The organism is Desulfosalsimonas sp., from assembly GCF_046483245.1.
Taxonomy (GTDB): Bacteria; Desulfobacterota; Desulfobacteria; order Desulfobacterales; family Desulfosalsimonadaceae; genus Desulfosalsimonas.
In genome coordinates this window covers 1-19,867 of record NZ_JAWODO010000151.1, presented here as the reverse complement: position 1 = coordinate 19,867, position 19,867 = coordinate 1, and the positions used below count along the sequence as shown (strand labels likewise).

The following is a 19,867-nucleotide window of genomic DNA, read 5'->3' as shown; positions in this document are numbered from 1 at the left end:
ATACTCCTTTTTGAAAAAATTACAAGTAATTTATTGGCGTTATACACAAAATCCTGTTTTTTTAATTCTATTGCATTTTTTCCAGCAAACGCGGGCTATTGCTTGCCTTCCCGGATTTGCCGGGGTGCAATCCGGTCCAAATACCGCACTGCATCCGGATGGCCCTTTTCAGCAGCCTTTTCAATATCTGCAATCCCCTTTTGCCGCTGCCCGGTTTGCACCCGTATCCAGCCTCTTGCATGCAGATACCGGCCGTTTTCCGGCTCCAGGGAAAGCGCATGATCCATGGCATCCAGGGCTTTTTCAAATTCTTGATTTTCTGCGTAGGCAAGAGCCAGGTTGCAGTGGGCGCCGGCATTTTCGGGGTCAAGGGCCACGGCCTTTTCAAAGTGCTCGACCGCTGCATCAATGTTGCCGTATGCCAGATAAAGGCCGCCTTTTTCCGTCCAGTAGCGAGGCTCATCCTTGCTGAAACGTTCCTGGCCGGTTTTGGTTTGCTTTTGGAAAGGCTGTTGGGATTTTTCCGAAGAGGACCGGGATGTGCTTTGATCCGGTTCCGGGTTTGGTTCTGCCTGTTTTGTTTCCGAAGAAGGCGCAGAGGCCGGGGCTTGTTCAGGACCGGCCGGTACAGGATCCAGTGTGGCAACAAAAGCCATGAATTGTTTAATATCTTCGGTTTTCATGGCGTAACGGCTTCTGACGTTGCCCTCGCCGAGATCCAGTGTATAGTTCAGGGTGCCCGTATCCGGGATTTCCTTATGGGAAGACGGGATCTGTTCGGGTGCCATTGCGGTGATGGTGCGTATGAGAGCCCCCCAGTCCATGGTCATCTCCATGAGAGGCCCGCTGGCCGGAGCCGGTTCAAGATCTGCCACCTGTGCAATTAAGTCGGCCATGCGCCCGTCGTCCGGGGTGACCAGCAGATACCGGTCTTTTACCGCCAATCGAAGGGGCATTTCAAAAATTTTGACATCATCGCCGGATTCCTGAACAATCGGCAGATTGCCTTTGACCCCGACCACAGGGATATCGGCCACGGTGGTTTTTTCCGTTTTGACAAAAACCGGGGCAATGGCCTTGTCCGGATACTGTTTTTCATACATTTCCGTCATTCCCTCGCCGGTTTTCAGAATCCAGGGGATGTATTCAGATTCCAGGTAGTTCACTGACAGATCCCGGTCCGCCTTGATACAACTGACCGCTTCAATGAGCAGCCCGGCCGGATCAATGGCCATGGCGCCGGCGGTTTCACCGGTAAACGGCGCAACCACGGATGCGGCCCCCTGCAGGTCAACGCCCATGGTTTTGTACATCTCACCGAAATATTTTTCGGTAAATGCGGTTGTGGCGGAAATATCAAAGGGCCGGCTGCGAAACTGCATACCCAGTTTGTCGGAAAATTCCATTTTCCCCAAAAGCGACTGTGTGTCTTCTTCTATGGTCCGGGCAATAAGATCTTCGAGCTCCGTGTCGGCTGCGGCCAGCACTTCGGAAAAAAAGGTCGTATCCTTGCGATTCAAATCCAGACCCGTGGAAAAGGTTTTTACCTGCTCAAAAAATTTCAGAAATGCCCGGATCATGGCTTCCGCCTGATCCGCTTCAAATGCTTCCGGGCCCTCCATTGCGGCGGATTGCTGCTGTTCAATTCCCTTTCGGGCCTTGCGGATCATGTCTTCAATATCGGGTTTTGCCTTTGCCAGTGCCCGGGCCGCGGCAATATCCACGGTCAGCAGCCGTTTTTGGGGATCCTGTGCGTTTTGCACAAGTGCGGATTCCAGTTTTTCACCGATGTTGCCCCCCTGGCCCGGAGGCAGGGAAATCAGATAATAATCCTGTTTTTCAACAGCTCCGTAAGCGCCGGCAAACTCCGGATTGGGCTCAAGAAACGGCATCAGTACGGCCATTTTCGGTTTTTGGTCCAGGGATTTTTCCGAAAGCACCAGCCCAAAGACCATTGCCCGATCCGGATCCAGCCACTGGGTCCCTTTCAGAGTCCCCTCAATCAGCGACCTGGGAGACCACTGGGATTCAGCATTCTGTTCTGAGAATTCCTCAATCGTTTTTACGGCCTCTTCCAGGTGGCTGATCCGAATGGTAATATCCGGCTTGAAATCCGGTTTTGCACCAACGGCCGTATCCATAGGGCCAAAAACGATAAGCTGCATGCAGGCAAAAACAAAAAAGAGTGAAAATACACGGAAATTGCGTGTTTTCATAACAGACTCCTTTTAAAGGCTTCAGGGGAAAAAACCGACCTTGGATGAGCAGGAAACTTATGCGAATTTTTTTAAAAAGTCAACCTGCGGGAAATCGTCCGGACAGCCCGCATATCTGGACGGCTCTCTGGTCCAGCATCATGGGCAGGCCCTCCGGGTCCGCCGGTGCGTGGCCGAGACATTTCTGCCAGACCTCGTCATCTTCCATGCAGAAATACACAAGCACCTCCGGGGCACGGGATTTAATGGCTTCGATGACACGGGAGTAGAGCTGTATGCGCAAGGGTTTGAAATACCGCATCTTGCCGTCTATGGCCCGGATAAACTCGTTGTAAATGATTTTGGAGCCGGCAAAACGTCGGGCCACGATCGGCTTTAATTCCGGCATGAAACGAAAGGAGCCCAGGCTGATCCACACAATGCCGGCCGGATCAATCCGGGAAAACACCTGCTCAATGACATTTTCATATTCGGCATAACACCCATTATATAAAATCATGGGATCAAAATGAAAGGCAAGCGGAAAACCCTGTTTCTGACATTTTTCCGCAGCAGCCAGACGCGCGCCAAGCGCGGCCGTGCCCCGCTCCTGGTTTGCAATCACCGCCTCGGTGTTCAGAGACCAGGCCATGATGGTCTTTTTATGATGCACCAGGCCAAGAAGATAGTCCACGGCCGTGGTCTTTGTCTTTAATTCCAGCACGCAGGCTTTCTGGCGGGAAAACAATTCCACCAGACGGGAGGACAGGGGATAAACCGACTCCCATATCAGGCTGTCGGTAAACTCCCCTGTGCCGATTCTGGCGATCTCACCTTTGGCAAAATGCTGCTGCAGACTTGCTTCCATTTCCGCGTGGTTGACAAAAAACTGAAGAACCGGGGGATGAAAATAAGCCTGAAGAATGCAGTAGGCGCAATCCATGGAGCAGTAGGTGCCGATATGCAGGATTTGATAACCGCAGCAGGTATAATAAGAGGTCCCGGGACAATCCCGGAGAAAGGCACCCCGGTTTCGGGTCAGCAGCAAAATGGATTTTCCGGCTTTTTCCGGATCCGGGCTGCGTGCGATTTCCTGGTAAACCGACTCGGGATTGTCAATGATTTGCGCGGGCATTTCCAGCCGGCTGCAGATATGCTGTGTGACCGGATAATCTGCTGCACTTCGTTCTATATAGAGTTTACGAATTTTCATTAAAACTTCGATCCAGCAGGTCTTCCAGCTCGGGCTTGCGGCAGATGACAGCCAGTTTTTCAGCGCAGTCACACAATTGCCGGGATTGGGAAAAACGCACGGTCAGCGTATAAACATTGCTTTCAAAACCTGGAGGCGCACTGATATTCATGTTTTCCGGAAGGCTCAGATTCTTTTTTTTCTGCTCAAAGGCTGCCTCGGACCGGCTTAAATTCGGAAACCGCAGGTTGTAAAGCCTCCTGCGCAGGGCCTGAAGCTGGCGGCGCCGGTCTGTGCGGCTTGCATGCAAAATTTCTGAAAAATCCGACCGAGCCAAAACATCGGCCGGGGATTTGTCCTGAAGGCGGGCCAGTTCATACAGGCCGGTAAAAATTTCCTGCTGGTGGTTGACCGTGGGTTTGAGGTTTTGACAAAGCCCGGCAAAAGCAACTGCTGATGATTCATCCATCATCTCCAGGTTCAGGGCGATATTCAGCGACATCCGGTTTTGGGCCACGGCCTGGTGCACAGCTCCGGGCAAGGCCAGCAAACGGGTCAGTTTCCCAATCAGCTCCGGATTGATCCGCAGGCCCAGTGGGCCGGCCAGTTGCGCGGCCCGTTTGGCATCACCATCGCAGACATCCATCAGCCCGGCCGCGGCCCGGGCCTGCTCCAGCAGGTTCAGGGGACGGGTCACGGCATTGTCTGCAATGGCAATTTTCCAGCCGGAAAGCTTTGGGGCGTCCGCCGGCAGCACACGGCATGTCAACTGCGGCCATCCGAGCTTGCGGCATACGGTTATACGCCTGAAACCGGCCACGACCCGGAAGACTTTGTCAGCCTCCCGCTGCTGGACCCAAGGCAGGGATATCAGCCCTGCCTCACCAATAGAGTCGGAAAGATCCTCCGGCGGATCGGGATCAGAAATCTGGTACAGATTGTCCCTGGTGTCGATTTTATCTAAAAAAATCAGGCGGGTTTCAGCTTGCATCTGTCTGGCCGACCAGGGCCTGGAGCGCCTCCTGGTACTTGCTTCTGGTATTTTCAATCACTTCGGCGGGCAGACGGGGTGGCGGCGGGGTCTTGTCCCAGTCAACCGAGTTTAAGTAATCGCGAAGATACTGTTTGTCAAAGCTTGCCTGGGGTCCGCCGGGCTGGTATGTGGACTTGGGCCAGAACCGGGAAGAATCCGGGGTGAGCACTTCATCAATGAGAATCAGCCCGTTTTCATCCTCTCCGAATTCAAACTTGGTATCTGCAATGATAATTCCGCTTTTTTCCGCTATTTCAGCGCCCTTCTGATAAATCTCAAGGCTGAGATCCCGCACCTGCTGCGCCCGTTCAGTACCGATGAGATCCACCATATGGTCATAGGAAATATTGATGTCATGCTCGCCAAGCTCTGCCTTGGTCGAGGGGGTGAAAATGGGTTCCGGCAGCCTGTCGGATTCCCTCAAGCCGTTGGGAAGACGTATGTTGCAGACCTCTCCGGTTTTCTGGTAGGATTTCCATCCAGAGCCTGAAATATAGCCGCGCACCACGCATTCCACAGGTAGGGGCCGGGTCTTTTTGACCAGCATGCTGCGGCCTTCGAGCTCATCGCGATACTGCCGGCAGATTTGCGGGTACTGGTCCACGTCACTGGCAATCACGTGATTGTCAATAATGGAACTGATGATGTCAAACCAAAACAGGGAGATCCGGGTCAGAATTTTGCCCTTTCCGGGAACAGGATCCTGCATGATCACGTCAAAAGCCGAAATCCGATCCGTGGCAACCATCAGCAGGCGGTCATCGAGATCGTATACATCGCGCACTTTGCCGCGCTTGAAAACCGACAGGTCGTCAAATTTTGTTTCAAAAACCGTTTGTGCCATTGTACCTTCCTGACATTAACTGTATTGTTTGTTAAATTCCCGAACAAAGCGCGTAATAATCTCCCGGCTGCCCGGATCCAGGTCGTAGAACTCCACGCCGGATTCAAACCTTGCCATCTCATTGCGGTTGCAGTAAATCACCCTTCCCTTGACGTCAACAACTTCATCTTCGAGGCCGACAGCCAGCAGAACAATGTACTGGGTTTCAATGGGCTCGTGGGTTTCAAGCTTCAGGCCGATTTCATTGATGTTCAGTGTGCGCCCCATACCCTGCTTCCATTCTTTTCCTTCTTCGTCTATGCAAACGTATGAAAGAAGCTGAATGGATTCATACCGCTGCTGTTGTCTTTGTTCGTTTTTTATCATCTCCTCGGCTCCTTGTAAGGGGATTGGCAAATCCTGGCTGTATCAATCACCATCGGCGTGTTGGCCGGCGGATCGGATCAGATCAAAAATCCGGCCCGTGGTTACAGATATGGAATTGGTCATATTCTGAATCATGTTTTTCAGCGTGCTGGACAACGCCTCGTATTCCTGTTCGACCACGCCGGGTTCGATGGACTGCACCGCAATATCGTCGGACACATACACGTGTGCGGAATAAGGTTCATGGGCGGCGTTTAAAAACGCAATTCTGCCGATAAGGTCACCGACGCCCAGAGTGAGCAAGTGTATGTACTTTTTTTTCATTTTTACATAAACAAAAGCCTGTCCCCGGGTGATAAAAAAAACCTTGTGCTCATTTTGTTTTTTGTCAATAAATCGTTTGCCCCCGGGTTTGCCGGAAATCGGGGGGGATTGCTTGAGCACCAGTGCCGTACAGACATCAGTGAGCTGCTTCATCCGCTTGTCCATGGAAATCAGAATGTTTTGAAACATTTCAGAAAGACTCGAATACTCCCGGGCAATAATTTCTGAGTCGACCACCCCGAGCTGCACCCGGCCCACAGCGTAAATACTGGCGCTGCGAACATTGCCGTCGCGAAGAAAGGACACAATGCTGCCGATAAATGCTCCTTCTGTCATGCGCAGAATCGGCGCGTTACCGTTTTCGGTTATCCGAACCACTTCCACGGTGCCCTCAAGAATCACCCAGAACCAGTTGCCAAAGCGGTTCTGGATGACAATTTCATCTCCGTCCTGAAAAATTTCTTCATCCACAACATAGACATAATCCACCACCGGACCATTGAGAACCGGCAGCTGATCAGGACCGGACCGGCTTTTGTGCGAATCCGAATCGTTTCCTCCCATAATCGGAATCACTCCTTCATCGACCAAGCGAAGACCATCGAGTATGAGTTCCATCCGGCTTTTTTTAATGACCGGATCCCGATTGACATCTTCTTCCATGAATTCAAAATGGGCTTCCCGCCAACCAAAAAAGCCGTTTAAGGCATCCAGACCTGTGATTTTTCCGTATTCTGCATCCACCGGATTGCCGTTTTTTAAATAAATATAACCGGGCACCCCGCTCCAGGAACTGGAGATTTTCAAAATCCCGGTACTGCCGCCGCCGCCGAGTTGCTGGAGCAGTTCGGCCAGCCCGAGAAATGCCAGACTTCCTTTTAACACCACTTTTGATTCCATTGTCACCTGGTTGTATCTTCGCTGAAATGGTCGTTAAATGCATTTGTCCCGGGCGATAAGAGCTGAATCAAGAAAAGAAAGCACTTGTATCAATAACATCGCATGGTGCTGCTATCATACTGATTTCACCACTGGAGCTCAAGAAAATTTTTCATAAATGCTTTATGCCGCCATTGCGCCAACCCCCTTGAAGAACAGCAACAGGGAGGTAAAGCGTAAAATTGCGCTTGACAACTCCGGCCGGCAATGGAATGCCTAACCAGGGACTGTGACAAATCACGGGCAATCATGCCGGATTTCTCTTGCATGTCCGTTTACGGGGCTGCTTGAACAACAAAACCACATACAAAGGAGTGAACAATGGACAAAAAAGTGACCGTTGTGGGTGCCGGTAATGTCGGGGCCACCGCTGCCCAGCGGCTGGCGGAAAAACAATTGTGTGACGTGGTACTGGTGGATATTGCCGAGGGCCTGCCCCAGGGAAAGGCTTTGGATCTGGCCGAGGCCGCTCCCATTGAAAAACATGATGCCTGCCTTACGGGAACCAATGACTACGGGGAAACCGCAGGCTCTGATATTGTCATCATCACCGCCGGCATCCCCAGAAAACCGGGTATGAGCCGTGATGACCTTTTAAAGACCAATTCCGACATCATGAAAAGCGTTGTCAAAAACATTGCAGAAAAATCGCCTGACGCCGTTCTCATCATCGTAAGCAATCCTTTGGACGCCATGTGTCATGTGGCTTTCGAGGCTTCCGGTTTTGACAAAAAACGGGTCATCGGTATGGCCGGGGTGCTGGATTCCGCCCGGTTCCGCTGCTTTATCGCCCGGGAGCTCAATGTTTCGGTTGAAAATACCCACGCTTTCGTACTCGGCGGCCACGGCGACACCATGGTCCCCCTGCCCCGGTTTTCCACCGTGGCCGGCATTCCCATAACAGAGCTGATGCCAAAGGACCGCATTGACGCCCTGGTGGACCGCACCCGCACCGGCGGGGCGGAAATTGTCTCTTTGCTCAAAACCGGAAGCGCCTTTTATGCTCCTGCGTCCGCGGCAGTGGAAATGGCCGAATCCATTTTAAAGGACAAGAAAAAAATTCTTCCCTGTGCGGTTTACCTGGAAGGCGAATACAAAATCAACGGCCTGTTTATCGGGGTGCCGGTAAAACTGGGCAGCACCGGGATCGAGGAAGTGATTGAAATCGAACTAAAAGACGACGAGGCCGCAGACCTGCAGAAATCCGCAGATGCTGTGCGCTCCCTGGTCGATGCCATGGCCGCACTTTAATGAGCACCTGAATTAAGCTATTTTTAAGCACCCGCCCCGTTGGCGGCCGGTCTTTGGAAGCCCCATTGATCGGCTGCCGCCGGGACTGAGTCGACAACGAAAACGTCAGGGCGTTTTTCTTAAACCTAAATTGAGCGATTGTTAATACTACCTGTAGTTATTGCAGGCTTCCTGCCAAAGCAGATTCAGCAGGGTTTTCATAAAAGATGTGCGGCTTTGCTCCAGGAGACGTTCCAATTGGGCTTTTTCTGACGGATCATTCATTTTCCGGGCTTCATTGGCAACCGATTCCATTAAAATGTCAGGGTCTGCGGCATCCCGAAACAGCCGGGTCAGGGCCAAGCGCAGGATGCTGCTGCGCGGAAGCGCCAGGGAGTCCAGGGTTTGTCTGAACTGCCGGGCGTCCACCCCGCGGAGCTGTTCCACGGCCCGGGCTGCAGATTCATTCATTGGCAGGGACTGCAGGATTTCGACTGCCCCGGCCGATACCAGGGAATTGATGACCCGGTAGCCCGTAAAATCATCCCATCCGGTTTCCTCAATAACTTGACGCACAGTGGACTGGCTGTTGATCATGGACAAAAGCATTGATTCATCGGTATTGAATTCGAGGTTTTGGCTTGTTTGTTCATGATCGCAAGGCTTGAGTACGGCCTGGTCATCCGGGATTTGATTTTTCAGCGCTGCCAGTTCATCAATTCTGCGGGAGGCTTCCAACAGGATGTTCATGGTGTTAAATGCACTGCCCACAATCCGTTTCAGGTCTATGGATTCATCCTTGTACACGAACTGACCAGATTGCCACAAAAATACGTTATAAAGAGAATTTTCCGCCTGTTTCAGCAAAAAGCCGTTTAGTTCCGCCACTGTGATTTTGCCCTGTTCCACAAGGGTTTTTCCGATGCCCTGGTTTTTTTCCCGGCTTTCCGTGAGAGCGGCTTCCAGGGTTTGGGCACTGATCAAGCCGTTATTGACCAGCAATTGCCCGATCCGGTTGCTTTTGCGCGATTCCGTGGCAAATACGATATCGCCTTCCTGCATCAGGATCTGTACCTGGTTGCTCTCAGAGCTGATGGTCAGCCTTCCGCTTTTTCTTTCATACTTGATCATCTGAAGAAGGTTTGAAAGATCAAATGTATCAAGGCTTCCCTGGATGGCCATGCTTTCTCCTGTATAAACGGATCAAAAAATTATCCACCAATCTTGATGGCACCGTAAAAAGTCTGATTTCAGATGGTGCCGTAAAAAGTTCAAGATCAAGGCTTGCGCAATTTCAAAGAATGCAGCGTACTTAGCCGTACGTGAAATTCTGAGAAATCGCGCGTAACGCAGATATTGGACTTTTTACGGCGCCATCACGGCTTATCGCCCGAAAGGCCGGAATGAATAGACTGGGCGGCTTTTCGTGTCATGCCGGAAAGCCCGGCCAGCTCCTCCACCGGGGCTGCAGCAATGGCCTCGATGCTGCCGTAGTGCTGAAGCAAAACAGCCTTTCGCCTGGGTCCGATACCGGCGATATCATCCAGGGCCGAATGCAGGCTCCGGCTGCTTCGCCGCTTGCGGTGAAAAGACACGGCCCGGCGGTGGGCCTCGTCGCGGATGCGCTGGAGCAAATGCAATTGCCCCGTATGTTGCTGGAAATTGACCGGATTGGCCCGGCCCGGCAGGTAGATCTTGTCTTCGGGCTCGCCTTTGGCCTCGTCTTTTTTGGCAATGCCGATCACCCCGAACCGCCCGGAAAGTCCAAGTTCGTCCAGCACTGCAAGGGCAATGTTGAGCTGGCCCTTGCCGCCGTCTACCATGAGCAGATCCGGCAGGGACATGTCCTTTTCCTCTCCGGTGCCTGAAGAAAAGCGCCGAAACAGCACCTCCCGCATACAGGCATAATCATCCTGAGCCGAAACCCCCTGAATCCGGTAATGGCGGTAAAGCGATTTTTTGGGCACACCGTCTTCAAACACCACCAGACCGGCCACCAGGTCAGTGCCCGACAAACCCGAGTTGTCCACGCATTCAATCCGGCGGGGATATCTGTCCAGTCCAAGACGTTTTTCCAGGCCCCCAAGCAGGCGGGCCGCCGAGTTTTCCTCCTCGGTCAGGGCCTGGAGGCGCTGGCGGGCGTTTTGGGCGGCCATTTCCACAAGGCGCCGCTTTTCCCCGCGTACCGGGGTGTGAATCACCGCCTTGCGCCCCCGCATTTTCGAAAGCCAGCGCGCGTAAAGCTCTCTGTCCCGTGGCGGCGTATACGTCAGTACTTCGGCGGGCACTGCCGGGTTCTGCTCATAGTATTGCCTGATAACAGCCCCGAGGATCTCGGCATCTTCTGAAATCACATCCTTGATCAAAAAATCCCGCATTCCCTGCAAATAGCCGTTTCGCACCTTCAAAAGCATCACAACAGCTTTTTCCGGGCTTCGCTCCACTGCGAAAACATCGCGGTCCACAAAGTCGGTGGTCACGGCCACCTGTTTTTCCAAGGTTTTTTCCAGGGCATAGACCTTGTCCCGGAGCTGGGCCGCGGTTTCATAATCCTGGCTGTCTGCGGCCTCCTTCATTTCCGCCCGGATCCTGCGAATCAAATCCGGGGTACGCCCCTGGAGAAACATGCGCACCTCATGAACGATTTTGCCGTATTCCTGCTGATCCACGTGAAAGCAGCAAGGGGCCAGGCAGGCCCCGATCTGGTAGTTCAGACACGGCCGGGAGCGGGGCTTGACCTGCGGTGAGCGGCATTTGCGCAGCTTAAATACCCGGTGGATCATTTTCAGGGTTTGCTTGACCGCACCGGCCGATGCATAAGGGCCGAAATACAGGGCCCCGTCCTTTTTGGGCTTTCGCACAACGGTGAGATTGGGATAAGCCTCGGAAAGATCCATGCGCAAAGACGGATAGCGCTTGTCGTCTTTTAGGATCACGTTGTAGCGGGGCCGGTAGCGCTTGATCAGGTTGGATTCCAGGATCAGGGCCTCGGTCTCCGAGGCCGTGACCACGGTCTCGAAATCAGCAATATGTTTGACCAGAACCCCGGTTTTGGCATCCATTCGCGATGAGGCCTCCGAGAAATATGAACGGATGCGGTTTTTCAGATTTGCCGCCTTGCCCACGTAAATTACTTTGCCCTCGGCGTTTTTCATCAAATACACCCCGGGGCTTTTTGGCGTGCGGGCGATTTTGTCCGCCGGGCCCGGAGCCTGATTTTCTCCTTCGGCCTTTGGCTGCCGGGTTTCAGACTGCGGCTTCAAAATCAAACACCATCATTTTTTTCAATGTCTTGACCCGGTCGCGGTACCGGGCCGCCTTTTCAAACTCCAGGTTGTCTGCGGCCTTTCGCATTTTGGCTTCCAGATCCCGGATCCGGCGCTCGACTTTCTGATCCGATCCATAGGCGGCCGCGGTTTCGGCCACCTGATGCTCCGGTGCTTGTGAGCCGGTCTTTTCATAGGGCGAACCAAATGCTGAGGCCAGGGATTTTTCAATGGTTGCCGGAATGATGTTATGTTCCTGGTTATAATCTTTCTGGATCCGGCGCCGGCGACCGGTTTCTTCCATTGCATGACGCATGGCCGGGGTGACGGTTTCGGCATACATAATGACGGTGCCGTTGGCATTTCTGGCCGCCCGGCCAAAGGTCTGGATAAGGGACCGGGCGGATCGCAAAAATCCTTCCTTGTCCGCATCCAGAATTGCCACCAGGGAGACTTCGGGAATATCCAGGCCTTCGCGCAGCAGGTTGATGCCCACCAGCACGTCAAATTCGCCCGCCCGCAGATCCCGGATGATCTCGATGCGCTCCAGGGTCTTGATATCCGAATGCAGGTAGCGGACACGTACGCCCAGGTCCGTGTAATACTCGGTCAGGTCCTCTGCCATGCGCTTGGTCAGGGTAGTGACCAGCACTCGCTGGTTTGCACGGATTCTTTGCTGAATTTCCGAGTACAGGTCGTCGACCTGGTTTTTGGCGCTTCTGACCTCCATTTCCGGATCAATTAAGCCGGTGGGACGCACGATCTGCTCCATGACTGCATCCCCGGCTTTTTCCAGTTCATAGTCCGACGGCGTGGCCGATACGTAAATCACCTGTGAGACGCGCCGGCTGAACTCTTCAAACCGAAGCGGCCGGTTGTCCAGGGCAGACGGCAGCCGGAATCCGTATTCCACAAGGGTTTGTTTTCTGGACCGGTCGCCGTTATACATACCCCGGATCTGGGGCACGCTGATATGGCTTTCGTCAATAAAGAGCAGAAAGTCATCCGGAAAATAATCCAGCAGGGTGGGCGGGGGCTGGCCGGGTGCGCGGTCGGTGATGTGTCTGGCGTAATTTTCAATACCGTTGCAATAGCCCAGCTCCAGGATCATCTCCATGTCATATCGGGTTCGCTCCTCAATGCGCTGGGCCTCAATGAGCTTTCCTGCGTCCCGGAAATGATCGATCCTGTGCTTGAGTTCCTCCTGAATATCGTCGATGATCCGCCGCCGGCCGCGCTCCTGTGTGACGTAATGGCTGGCCGGATAAATGGTGGTGCCGTTGACCCGTCCTTTGACCTTGCCGGTCAAAGGATCGATTTCCGAGATGGCCTCGATCACGTCCCCGAAAAACTCCACTCTTATGGCCTGGTCCTCCTCGTAGGCCGGAAATATCTCCACCCGGTCGCCCCTAACCCGGAAAACCCCCCGGTAAAAATCCATGTCGTTTCTCTGGTACTGCATCTCAACCAAATCGGCCAGCAGCTTATCCCGGGTCAGTTCCATGTCCGTTTCCAGGTCCAGGCGCATGGCCAGGTAATCCTCGGGTGCCCCCAGACCGAAGATGCACGAAACACTGGCCACCACCAGCACGTCTTTTCTCGACAGCACCGAGCGGGTGGCAGAGTGGCGCATCTTGTCAATCATTTCATTAATCGAGGAATCCTTCTGGATATAGGTGTCAGATACCGGAAGATAGGCCTCGGGCTGGTAGTAGTCATAATAACTGACAAAATACTCCACCGCATTTTCCGGGAAAAAGGACTTGAACTCATTGTAGAGCTGGGCGGCCAGGGTCTTGTTCGGGGCGATCACCAGGGTGGGTTTCTGAACCTCGGCAACCACATTGGCCATGGTAAAGGTCTTGCCCGATCCGGTTACACCGAGCATGACCTGGTGGGCCAGTCCATTGTTGACACCGCGGGTGAGGCCCGTAATGGCCCCGGGCTGGTCTCCCTTGGGCGTCATTTCCGTATGCAGGGCAAATTTACGCTTTTCCATCGCCGTGTTTCCAAATTGTGCCGTCAGGACGGTCTTCGAGAATGATGTTGCACGCCTTGAGATCGTCGCGGATCCGATCTGCCAGGGCAAAATCCTTTGCCTTGCGGGCCTGAGTCCGCTGCCGGATCTGGTCTTCAATCCATTGGGCATCTATTTGCTGATCTTTTAGCACGGCATTTTTGCGCTGCTGAAAATACTGCTGCGGGGTTTCGGCCATCAGACCGAGGATCTGTCCGATACGCAGCATGTCGTTGATCCGGCCCAGACCTTCGGGGCTTTGGCAGGCCTGGGCAGCCCCCTTTTCATCGATTTGCCGGTTTAATTCCCGCACCGTCTCAAACAAAAGCCCCATGCCCCGGGCGGTGTTAAAGTCGTCATCCATGGCGTCGCAAAACCGCTGCCAAAGCTCGGTCCCCGAATCCCAGGAAACCTGCGGCGGCCAGGTGTCAAACAACGGCGCCACCCTTTCGAGCAGGCCGTAAATCTTGTCCAGGGACGCGGCGGCTTCTGCCATGGCCTGCTCCGTATAGTCTATGGGCGAGCGATAATGGCTGGAAACCAGAAACAGGCGCAGCACCTCGGGATGCCAGGCCTTGACAATGTCTTTGATCATCAAAAAATTGCCCAGGGACTTGGACATTTTCTCCTGGTTGATGTTGATAAACCCGTTGTGAATCCAGTAGCGGGCAAAGGGCTTGTCAAATGCGGCCTCGGACTGGGCGATTTCATTTTCATGATGGGGAAAGATCAAATCCTTTCCCCCGCCGTGAATGTCAAAGGTCTCTCCCAGGTACTCGGCGCTCATGGCCGAGCACTCGATATGCCAGCCCGGCCGTCCCTTTCCCCAGGGGCTGTCCCAGGCCGGCTCACCGGGCTTGGAGGATTTCCACAAAACAAAATCAAACGGGCTTTGCTTGCGCGGATCCACGTCCACACGGGCCCCGGCCTCCATGTCTTCAAGTTTTCTGCCCGAAAGTTTTCCGTATTCCGGCCATTTTTGAACCGCAAAATACACGTCCCCGTCCACCGGGTAGGCATAACCCTTTTCAATGAGAAGACGAACAATGGTTATAATCTGGGATATATGCTCCGTGGCCAGGGGTTCCAGATCAGGAGGCTGCATGTTGAGCGATTCCATGTCCGCATGAAACTCGTCAATGCAGCGGCCGGCCAGTTCCATGGAGGAGATGCCCAGATCGTTGGCCCGCTGGATGATCTTGTCATCCACGTCCGTGAAATTGCGCACGTAATACACGTCATATCCCCGGGCCTTCAAGTACCGATAGATCACGTCGAAGACGACGATGGACCGGGCATGGCCGATATGACAAGAGTCATAGACCGTGGGGCCGCAGACATACATGCGGATTTTGCCGGGTGTCATCGGATCCAATGGCTGCTTGCATCGCCCCAGTGTATTATAGACTTTAATGGTCATGGTATTTGTCCGTCTGCTGTGGTTGGATCAGTAAATTGATGGCGCCGTAAAAAGCTTTTTACCACGTCCGCTGTTTTTACAGGAAGAAAGCCCTGCGGCCGGGGCCAGTTTTTTCGCTCCTGACCGTTTACGGATTCAGCCAATGCCTTCGCTTAAAATTTCAAAAACTCGGCCTGTCGGCCTCAAACAGTTTGAAATTTTTTAGCTCCGGCATTTGCTGAATTTTTCCGTAAACGCTCAATGTCGCTTCAAAAACCGACCCCGCCCTTGGACTTCCTTGGAAGTCCAATATCTGCGTTACGCGCAATTTCTCAGAATTTCACGTACGGCTAAGTACGCTGCATTCTTCGAAATTGCGCAAGCCTTGATCTTGAACTTTTTACGGCACCATCTGACATCAGACTTTTTACGGTGCCATCAGTAAATTGTTTTAACAAAATAAATCAGATAGCGCATTATTCAAGCAAAACCACGCACATGGCGGCTATGGCCGCCTCGCGGCCAATGATGCCGAGTTTTTCCGTGGTGGTGGCCTTGATGTTTACCTGTTCAGGCGCAATTTCAAGGACTTCTGCGATGCGGGCGGCCATTTCTCCGGTATAATCCGCCAGTTTCGGCTGCTGGGCAAAAATTGTGGCATCAATGTTGCCGATGGTTGGGCACTTCACGCGCGCCTTCTGCCAGGTCTGTTTCAGCAGCACCATGCTGGAAATATCCTTGTAGGCCGAATCGGTATCCGGAAAGTGCCGTCCGATATCGCCCAGTCCGGCTGCGCCAAAAATGGCATCGCATACGGAATGCACAAGAACATCTGCGTCTGAATGGCCAACCAGGCCCTTATCATGGGAAATTCTCACCCCGCCCAGCACGAGGCGCCGTCCGGCAGCCAGTTGATGAATGTCGTAGCCAACACCTACACGCATAAACAAATTCTTTCCTTATCACAACGCGCCATAGCGGTAAACCCGTCCTGTTATAGCAGAAAAAAGCGCTGGTCATTTGAGGACGCAAAGGGTACGGGAATATTTTTCTTCAAATAGGCGATATATTCAAGGATTGTGGCAATGCCGTGTTCACATGCCCCCTCCCCCTGACAGGCGCAATGGCAGAACAATTCCTCGTGATCAAATCCCACATGGGTGGCAAAGACCTCCTCTGCCTGAATCCATGTCAGCAAACCGCCGTCTGCGGTTTTTGAAAGCTGCTTGACAGATCCCTTGCGCTGCAGGTTTCTTCCGGCCGTGAGCACATCTTTTCCCGCCCATGCAGTGAGATCGCCCCAAGTCAGCTCCCGGAAGCGGTCGATACCTGAATTTCCGTTTTCCATGGTCATCGCGTATTCATCCGGGTTAACGGGCAAAACCGGCTGCCTTAGGCAACCGGTTCAGCCATGCCGTTGATCAAAGCAGCAACATTTTGGCCGAGCACGCTGTGGTTGTATCCGCCCTCGAGAATGGCAAAGCATCCCCCACCCCGCTCAAAGGCGGATTGACTTGCTTTTTTCCCGATGTGGTAATAGTCCTCGGTTGCCATCAATCCGCCCCAGTCCTGCATGTGATTGTCAAATCCAGCGGATATACCGATGATATCGGCCCGGCTGGCGGCCAGAATCCGGTCGACTTCGGCCATGTATTGCTCCCGGGTATTTTTGGCCGGATTATGGATTTCAACCCAGTCATAATCCCCCAGGATATTGACGGTTCCGTCGCCGTAATGCAGATCAATGTCAAGAACCATGGCCGTGTCAATGAGGTTTTGGCTCTTTAGGGTCAGCAGGGCAATGGCCATATTGTTAAAAAAGCAGAATCCCCAAGCGGTTTCCGTGGATGCATGATGTCCCGGGGGCCGGATAACGGCAAATGCGGGTTCCGAAAGACCAATGCGCGCGGTCTGCACCGCCCCGCCCGCGGCCAGGGCGGCAATGTCGTAGAGGTCCTTGCGCCGGACATTTTCAATATGAACATTGGAATGTGCCAGCTCAATGAGATTTTCAGGGGCCGACTCTGCATCCACCATTTCAGTGTGAGATGGCAGCCGGTCCACAATGGCCTCAATCCGGCCCGGAGCTGATGCCGGATCCGAAGTGTAGACCGGATAAAAAAACTGATGAAACACGACTTTCATGGCGCCTCCTTGATCACCTCTGCAGGTGCATCGGTCATAATCACATCCGCTCCCATGTTCCGAGCCCGGATTGCATCAGCAGGCCGGTTGCAGGAGTATACCGCAACAATGTGGCCGGCTGTATGGCACTGGTCAACAAATTTCCGGGTGAGCCGGTCAAAGGGCAGACAATATCCCCGGATTAACTGCTGCATTTTCCGGGACAACTTTCCGGAAAACGGCCACGGGCCGCGAATATTTAAAATGCAGGACAGGTCAGGGGCCATTTCATGCGCATCTGTAAGCATACCTGCATCAAAACTCAGTATAAACAGGTTTTTGCGAAAGCGTGCCGGCACATGCAGATTGATTTGTTCCATTACCCCTGCGGCCAGCAGGCTCCGGCCGTTGCGGTCAGCCGGCGGCGCGGCGCCGGCTTTCAGCTCGATCATGAGCAGGCCCTGGTGTGCATATCTTTGCAGCACTTGTGCCAGGGTCATGATTCGGCTGCCGGCATACCGGTCTGAAAACCATTTGCCAAGGTCAAGTTTGCGAAGCGATTCCAGGGCGCAATCGGAAACCCGTTTTTTGATGCCGGCAATTCTTTCCAGGCTATCATCATGGAAAATTACGGGAACGTGATCAGCAGACAATTGCACGTCGAATTCAATGCCGTGGGCACCCCGGCAAAAAGCCAAGTCAAAAGCGGCCTGAACATTTTCCGGAGCTTCGGCCATGGCTCCCCGGTGAGCAATCAGCCAGGGAAAATCCAACAGTCCGCCGTTGTTCCCGTTTTTTCCGGGTATTGGACGTTCCTTTCTCATAAAACCGGATTTTTTTCCACCATGATTTCAGATACAATAACAATAACCGGATTTAAACATTTTCTCAAGCTTGATGGCACCGTAAAAGTTTTTCAGGGCTTTAAGACCAGACCGGCGGGCAGGGATTCGCCAAACATTGCGGATTGCTCGGATTCTTCAAGGGGAGCCACGGTTTTCAGCACCCGGCTTTTCTTTTGCATCCCATGGTCATGCAGCCACCGGATCACCCGGTCCAAAAGGCTTTCGTCCATATCCCGGGACCGATCGCCGGTCTTGCGGGTCATCTGCACCAGGGCATTTCCCACGGCCCTGGGATGTTTCCACTGATTTTCAAGCAGAAACTCAACCCATGGAGCCGCCTTGTCCGAGGAAACCACCCGATCCACGGGTCCGTAAAGCAGCTGCCGGGCCCCGAACCGGGATAATGCCCAGAATTGCTGGGGTTTTGCTTTTTTCGGTAAAATCTCTTCGGCCAGGGCTTGGCCCCATTCGGCTTTCTCCCTTGCCCCCAGCCGTTCCATGCCGGCCAAGGCCATCCACATCTCCAGTCTCTGCTGGGGGGCCACCTTTGTTTTGCCCCCTTTTCTGGGCATGAGAACGGGCCGGAGGTCCTGGGCAAACTGCCGCTGGCGCCCGGAATTGAGACCGCCAGCCACCCGGCGCCACAAGATCCACCATTCGGCCGCAGCCTGCTGGTTTTTTTTAAATATCACGCCCTGCTTGTAGATTTTCCAGAGCCGGGCAATGCGCTGCTCGTCTAAGCCGTCGCCAAAGCCCGGCCGCAGGCAGAACCCCAGCAGATTCAGCCAGCGCACCTCGTGCTCAGGCGTTTTTTTGCGCATATCCATGCGCTCCAGCAGAGCATCGGCCATTTGGCGGATCAATGAAAGGGGCCAGTTGTCCCTGGAGCGGCCGATGCGCTCAGAAACGCTTTTGACCAGACCGGAAAGCGCGCGGCCGGAATCCTGTGCGGAAAACGCCTCATCAATGATTCCGATCACGGCCTGCACCTGTTCGCTGTCAAACACCTCGGTTTCAGCCACCATCTCCTGGGCCGGCATCTGCCGCAGCTGGAACCGGAGCTGCCATTTGTGACCGGTGGAAACCGAGCTGCACCACAGTTCAAGGATGCCGGTTTCTGTGTATTCGGCTTCAATCTGCACGGGGATGGCGGTCTGCACCCCTTTCTGTCCGAACTGAATCACTGTCTGTATGGGCGGAAGGCGGGTTAAGCTTTCATCCACATCCACGATATCCCCGGCCCGGTCACCGGAGCGGAAGCTGGAGCTGAAAAGCTCAAAACTTACCGGCTGATTGGCCAGGACCTCAAATTCCTGATCCGCAAGCGTTACCCGTGACCCCTCATCCAGACCCCGCTCCACAACGCATATGGCTTGGGCCGCGCCGTCCTGTTGCCGCTCTGCCCGGGCAATGCCCAGGTAATAAGATCTGGGGCTGCCGCTGCCCACCCGGACCCCTCTTCCGCTTTTGACCAGACCGTAATACGAGGCGCCCAGCGCCACGGCCACGTCCAGATCCCGGTTTTTCAGAACCCTGGGACGCTGGTGGTCATTTCTGCCAAACCACCGGCATATGGCCGATCCGATCCGGTCCCGGATCACTTCGGCCTTCAGGCTGCCGCCGTTATACAGGATCAGGTCCGGAAACGGATCGCTTTTGTCTGTAAAACGGGCGACATCCTCTTTGTGCTGTTCCAGAAACAATCCGATGTGACGAGTGATGGCCGGATCAGATGCATAGGGCAGGCCGAATTCGGAGATTGCCTTTCGCCGGGTTTCGGTTTTTGGGGCGGTGTTTTCCACCAGGGGAAAAAAGCCTTCCAAAACGATTTGCTCGAGGTTTTCACGTGTGATTTCCGCGGTCCGGGTGCCGCTGATCAGACTGCTGCCCTGCCCCACCATGGTAATGGTTTCCCGGTCTGTGCCCTGATTCAGGATATTTTCCTTGGCCTGGCGACACAAATGGCACAGGGTCTTCCACCGGTCACCGGTGAGGTCGGCGCCTGTGCCGAACTGCTGTTCCGCGTGCCGGGCCAGGGCCAGGTCGATGTTGTCTCCGCCCAGAATCAAATGCTCCCCAACGGCAATGCGTTC

16 protein-coding genes are annotated in these 19,867 nt (G+C 53.8%); 1 reads left to right on the top strand and 15 read right to left on the bottom strand.

Going from position 1 to position 19,867, the window contains the following annotated elements; all coding sequences use genetic code 11:
• Window positions 1–95: 95 nt before the first annotated feature.
• The 6 genes from R6U41_RS13090 to R6U41_RS13065 form a co-directional block, all read right to left on the bottom strand.
• Window positions 96–2,216 (bottom strand): tetratricopeptide repeat protein, encoded by a 2,121-nt coding sequence (locus tag R6U41_RS13090; protein ID WP_410270288.1) that lies wholly within the window; start codon window positions 2,214–2,216, stop codon window positions 96–98.
• 79 nt (window positions 2,217–2,295) lie between these two features.
• A complete protein-coding gene (locus R6U41_RS13085) occupies window positions 2,296–3,408 on the bottom strand; it encodes a radical SAM protein (RefSeq protein WP_410270287.1) in 1,113 nt (370 codons plus the stop codon).
• Entirely contained in the window at window positions 3,395–4,378 is a 984-nt protein-coding gene (locus R6U41_RS13080; RefSeq protein WP_410270286.1) for a ParB/RepB/Spo0J family partition protein, read from the bottom strand. The genes R6U41_RS13085 and R6U41_RS13080 overlap by 14 nt, the downstream gene beginning before the upstream one ends.
• Window positions 4,368–5,264, bottom strand: a complete 897-nt coding sequence (locus R6U41_RS13075; RefSeq protein ID WP_410270285.1) for a phosphoribosylaminoimidazolesuccinocarboxamide synthase — start codon at window positions 5,262–5,264, stop codon at window positions 4,368–4,370. Before R6U41_RS13075 ends, R6U41_RS13080 begins: the two co-directional genes overlap by 11 nt.
• A 15-nt stretch (window positions 5,265–5,279) precedes the next feature.
• Window positions 5,280–5,630, bottom strand: coding sequence for a PilZ domain-containing protein (locus R6U41_RS13070; RefSeq protein ID WP_410270284.1), 351 nt, complete (start codon window positions 5,628–5,630; stop codon window positions 5,280–5,282).
• Between the two features lie 42 nt (window positions 5,631–5,672).
• Window positions 5,673–6,854 (bottom strand): DUF4388 domain-containing protein, encoded by a 1,182-nt coding sequence (locus R6U41_RS13065; RefSeq protein WP_410270283.1) that lies wholly within the window; start codon window positions 6,852–6,854, stop codon window positions 5,673–5,675.
• Window positions 6,855–7,214: 360 nt separating this feature from the next.
• Here R6U41_RS13065 and mdh point away from each other — a divergent pair, with 360 nt between their 5' ends.
• Window positions 7,215–8,144 carry a malate dehydrogenase gene (gene mdh, locus R6U41_RS13060; RefSeq protein WP_410270282.1) on the top strand — a complete coding sequence of 310 codons (930 nt, stop codon included), beginning with the start codon at window positions 7,215–7,217 and terminating at the stop codon, window positions 8,142–8,144.
• Window positions 8,145–8,291: 147 nt separating this feature from the next.
• Here mdh and R6U41_RS13055 read toward each other — a convergent pair whose 3' ends face one another.
• The 9 genes from R6U41_RS13055 to R6U41_RS13015 all read right to left on the bottom strand — a co-directional run.
• On the bottom strand, window positions 8,292–9,305 hold the full coding sequence (locus tag R6U41_RS13055; protein ID WP_410270281.1) for a DUF4388 domain-containing protein: 1,014 nt from the start codon (window positions 9,303–9,305) through the stop codon (window positions 8,292–8,294).
• A gap of 194 nt (window positions 9,306–9,499) precedes the next feature.
• Complete coding sequence (uvrC, locus tag R6U41_RS13050; protein ID WP_410270280.1) at window positions 9,500–11,386, bottom strand: excinuclease ABC subunit UvrC; 1,887 nt, start codon at window positions 11,384–11,386, stop codon at window positions 9,500–9,502.
• Window positions 11,370–13,388, bottom strand: coding sequence for an excinuclease ABC subunit UvrB (gene uvrB, locus R6U41_RS13045; RefSeq protein ID WP_410270279.1), 2,019 nt, complete (start codon window positions 13,386–13,388; stop codon window positions 11,370–11,372). Before uvrB ends, uvrC begins: the two co-directional genes overlap by 17 nt.
• Window positions 13,375–14,826 (bottom strand): cysteine--tRNA ligase, encoded by a 1,452-nt coding sequence (cysS, locus tag R6U41_RS13040; RefSeq protein WP_410270278.1) that lies wholly within the window; start codon window positions 14,824–14,826, stop codon window positions 13,375–13,377. The genes uvrB and cysS overlap by 14 nt, the downstream gene beginning before the upstream one ends.
• 455 nt (window positions 14,827–15,281) lie before the next feature.
• Window positions 15,282–15,749: a 2-C-methyl-D-erythritol 2,4-cyclodiphosphate synthase gene (gene ispF, locus R6U41_RS13035; protein ID WP_410270277.1), complete on the bottom strand. Its 468-nt coding sequence runs from the start codon at window positions 15,747–15,749 to the stop codon at window positions 15,282–15,284.
• 50 nt (window positions 15,750–15,799) lie between these two features.
• Window positions 15,800–16,159 carry an SWIM zinc finger domain-containing protein gene (locus tag R6U41_RS13030; RefSeq protein ID WP_410270276.1) on the bottom strand — a complete coding sequence of 120 codons (360 nt, stop codon included), beginning with the start codon at window positions 16,157–16,159 and terminating at the stop codon, window positions 15,800–15,802.
• 38 nt (window positions 16,160–16,197) lie between these two features.
• The gene (locus R6U41_RS13025) at window positions 16,198–16,950 is read right to left on the bottom strand and encodes a histone deacetylase family protein (protein WP_410270275.1); all 753 of its coding nucleotides are present in this window, start codon (window positions 16,948–16,950) and stop codon (window positions 16,198–16,200) included.
• Complete coding sequence (locus tag R6U41_RS13020; RefSeq protein WP_410270274.1) at window positions 16,947–17,753, bottom strand: glycerophosphodiester phosphodiesterase; 807 nt, start codon at window positions 17,751–17,753, stop codon at window positions 16,947–16,949. Before R6U41_RS13020 ends, R6U41_RS13025 begins: the two co-directional genes overlap by 4 nt.
• 92 nt (window positions 17,754–17,845) lie before the next feature.
• The coding region (locus tag R6U41_RS13015; RefSeq protein ID WP_410270273.1) for a molecular chaperone DnaK at window positions 17,846–19,867 on the bottom strand (2,022 nt) is incomplete at its 5' end.

Excerpts from the sequence above, each read along its gene's own strand:
- ispF (WP_410270277.1), bottom strand. The coding sequence starts at position 15,749 with ATGCGTGTAGGTGTTGGCTACGACATTCATCAACTGGCTGCCGGACGG.
- mdh (WP_410270282.1), top strand. The coding sequence starts at position 7,215 with ATGGACAAAAAAGTGACCGTTGTGGGTGCCGGTAATGTCGGGGCCACC.
- R6U41_RS13075 (WP_410270285.1), bottom strand. The coding sequence starts at position 5,264 with ATGGCACAAACGGTTTTTGAAACAAAATTTGACGACCTGTCGGTTTTC.
- R6U41_RS13025 (WP_410270275.1), bottom strand. The coding sequence starts at position 16,950 with ATGAAAGTCGTGTTTCATCAGTTTTTTTATCCGGTCTACACTTCGGAT.
- R6U41_RS13055 (WP_410270281.1), bottom strand. The coding sequence starts at position 9,305 with ATGGCCATCCAGGGAAGCCTTGATACATTTGATCTTTCAAACCTTCTT.
- R6U41_RS13080 (WP_410270286.1), bottom strand. The coding sequence starts at position 4,378 with ATGCAAGCTGAAACCCGCCTGATTTTTTTAGATAAAATCGACACCAGG.
- uvrB (WP_410270279.1), bottom strand. The coding sequence starts at position 13,388 with ATGGAAAAGCGTAAATTTGCCCTGCATACGGAAATGACGCCCAAGGGA.
- R6U41_RS13020 (WP_410270274.1), bottom strand. The coding sequence starts at position 17,753 with ATGAGAAAGGAACGTCCAATACCCGGAAAAAACGGGAACAACGGCGGA.
- cysS (WP_410270278.1), bottom strand. The coding sequence starts at position 14,826 with ATGACCATTAAAGTCTATAATACACTGGGGCGATGCAAGCAGCCATTG.
- R6U41_RS13090 (WP_410270288.1), bottom strand. The coding sequence starts at position 2,216 with ATGAAAACACGCAATTTCCGTGTATTTTCACTCTTTTTTGTTTTTGCC.
- R6U41_RS13085 (WP_410270287.1), bottom strand. The coding sequence starts at position 3,408 with ATGAAAATTCGTAAACTCTATATAGAACGAAGTGCAGCAGATTATCCG.
- R6U41_RS13065 (WP_410270283.1), bottom strand. The coding sequence starts at position 6,854 with ATGGAATCAAAAGTGGTGTTAAAAGGAAGTCTGGCATTTCTCGGGCTG.
- R6U41_RS13070 (WP_410270284.1), bottom strand. The coding sequence starts at position 5,630 with ATGATAAAAAACGAACAAAGACAACAGCAGCGGTATGAATCCATTCAG.
- R6U41_RS13030 (WP_410270276.1), bottom strand. The coding sequence starts at position 16,159 with ATGACCATGGAAAACGGAAATTCAGGTATCGACCGCTTCCGGGAGCTG.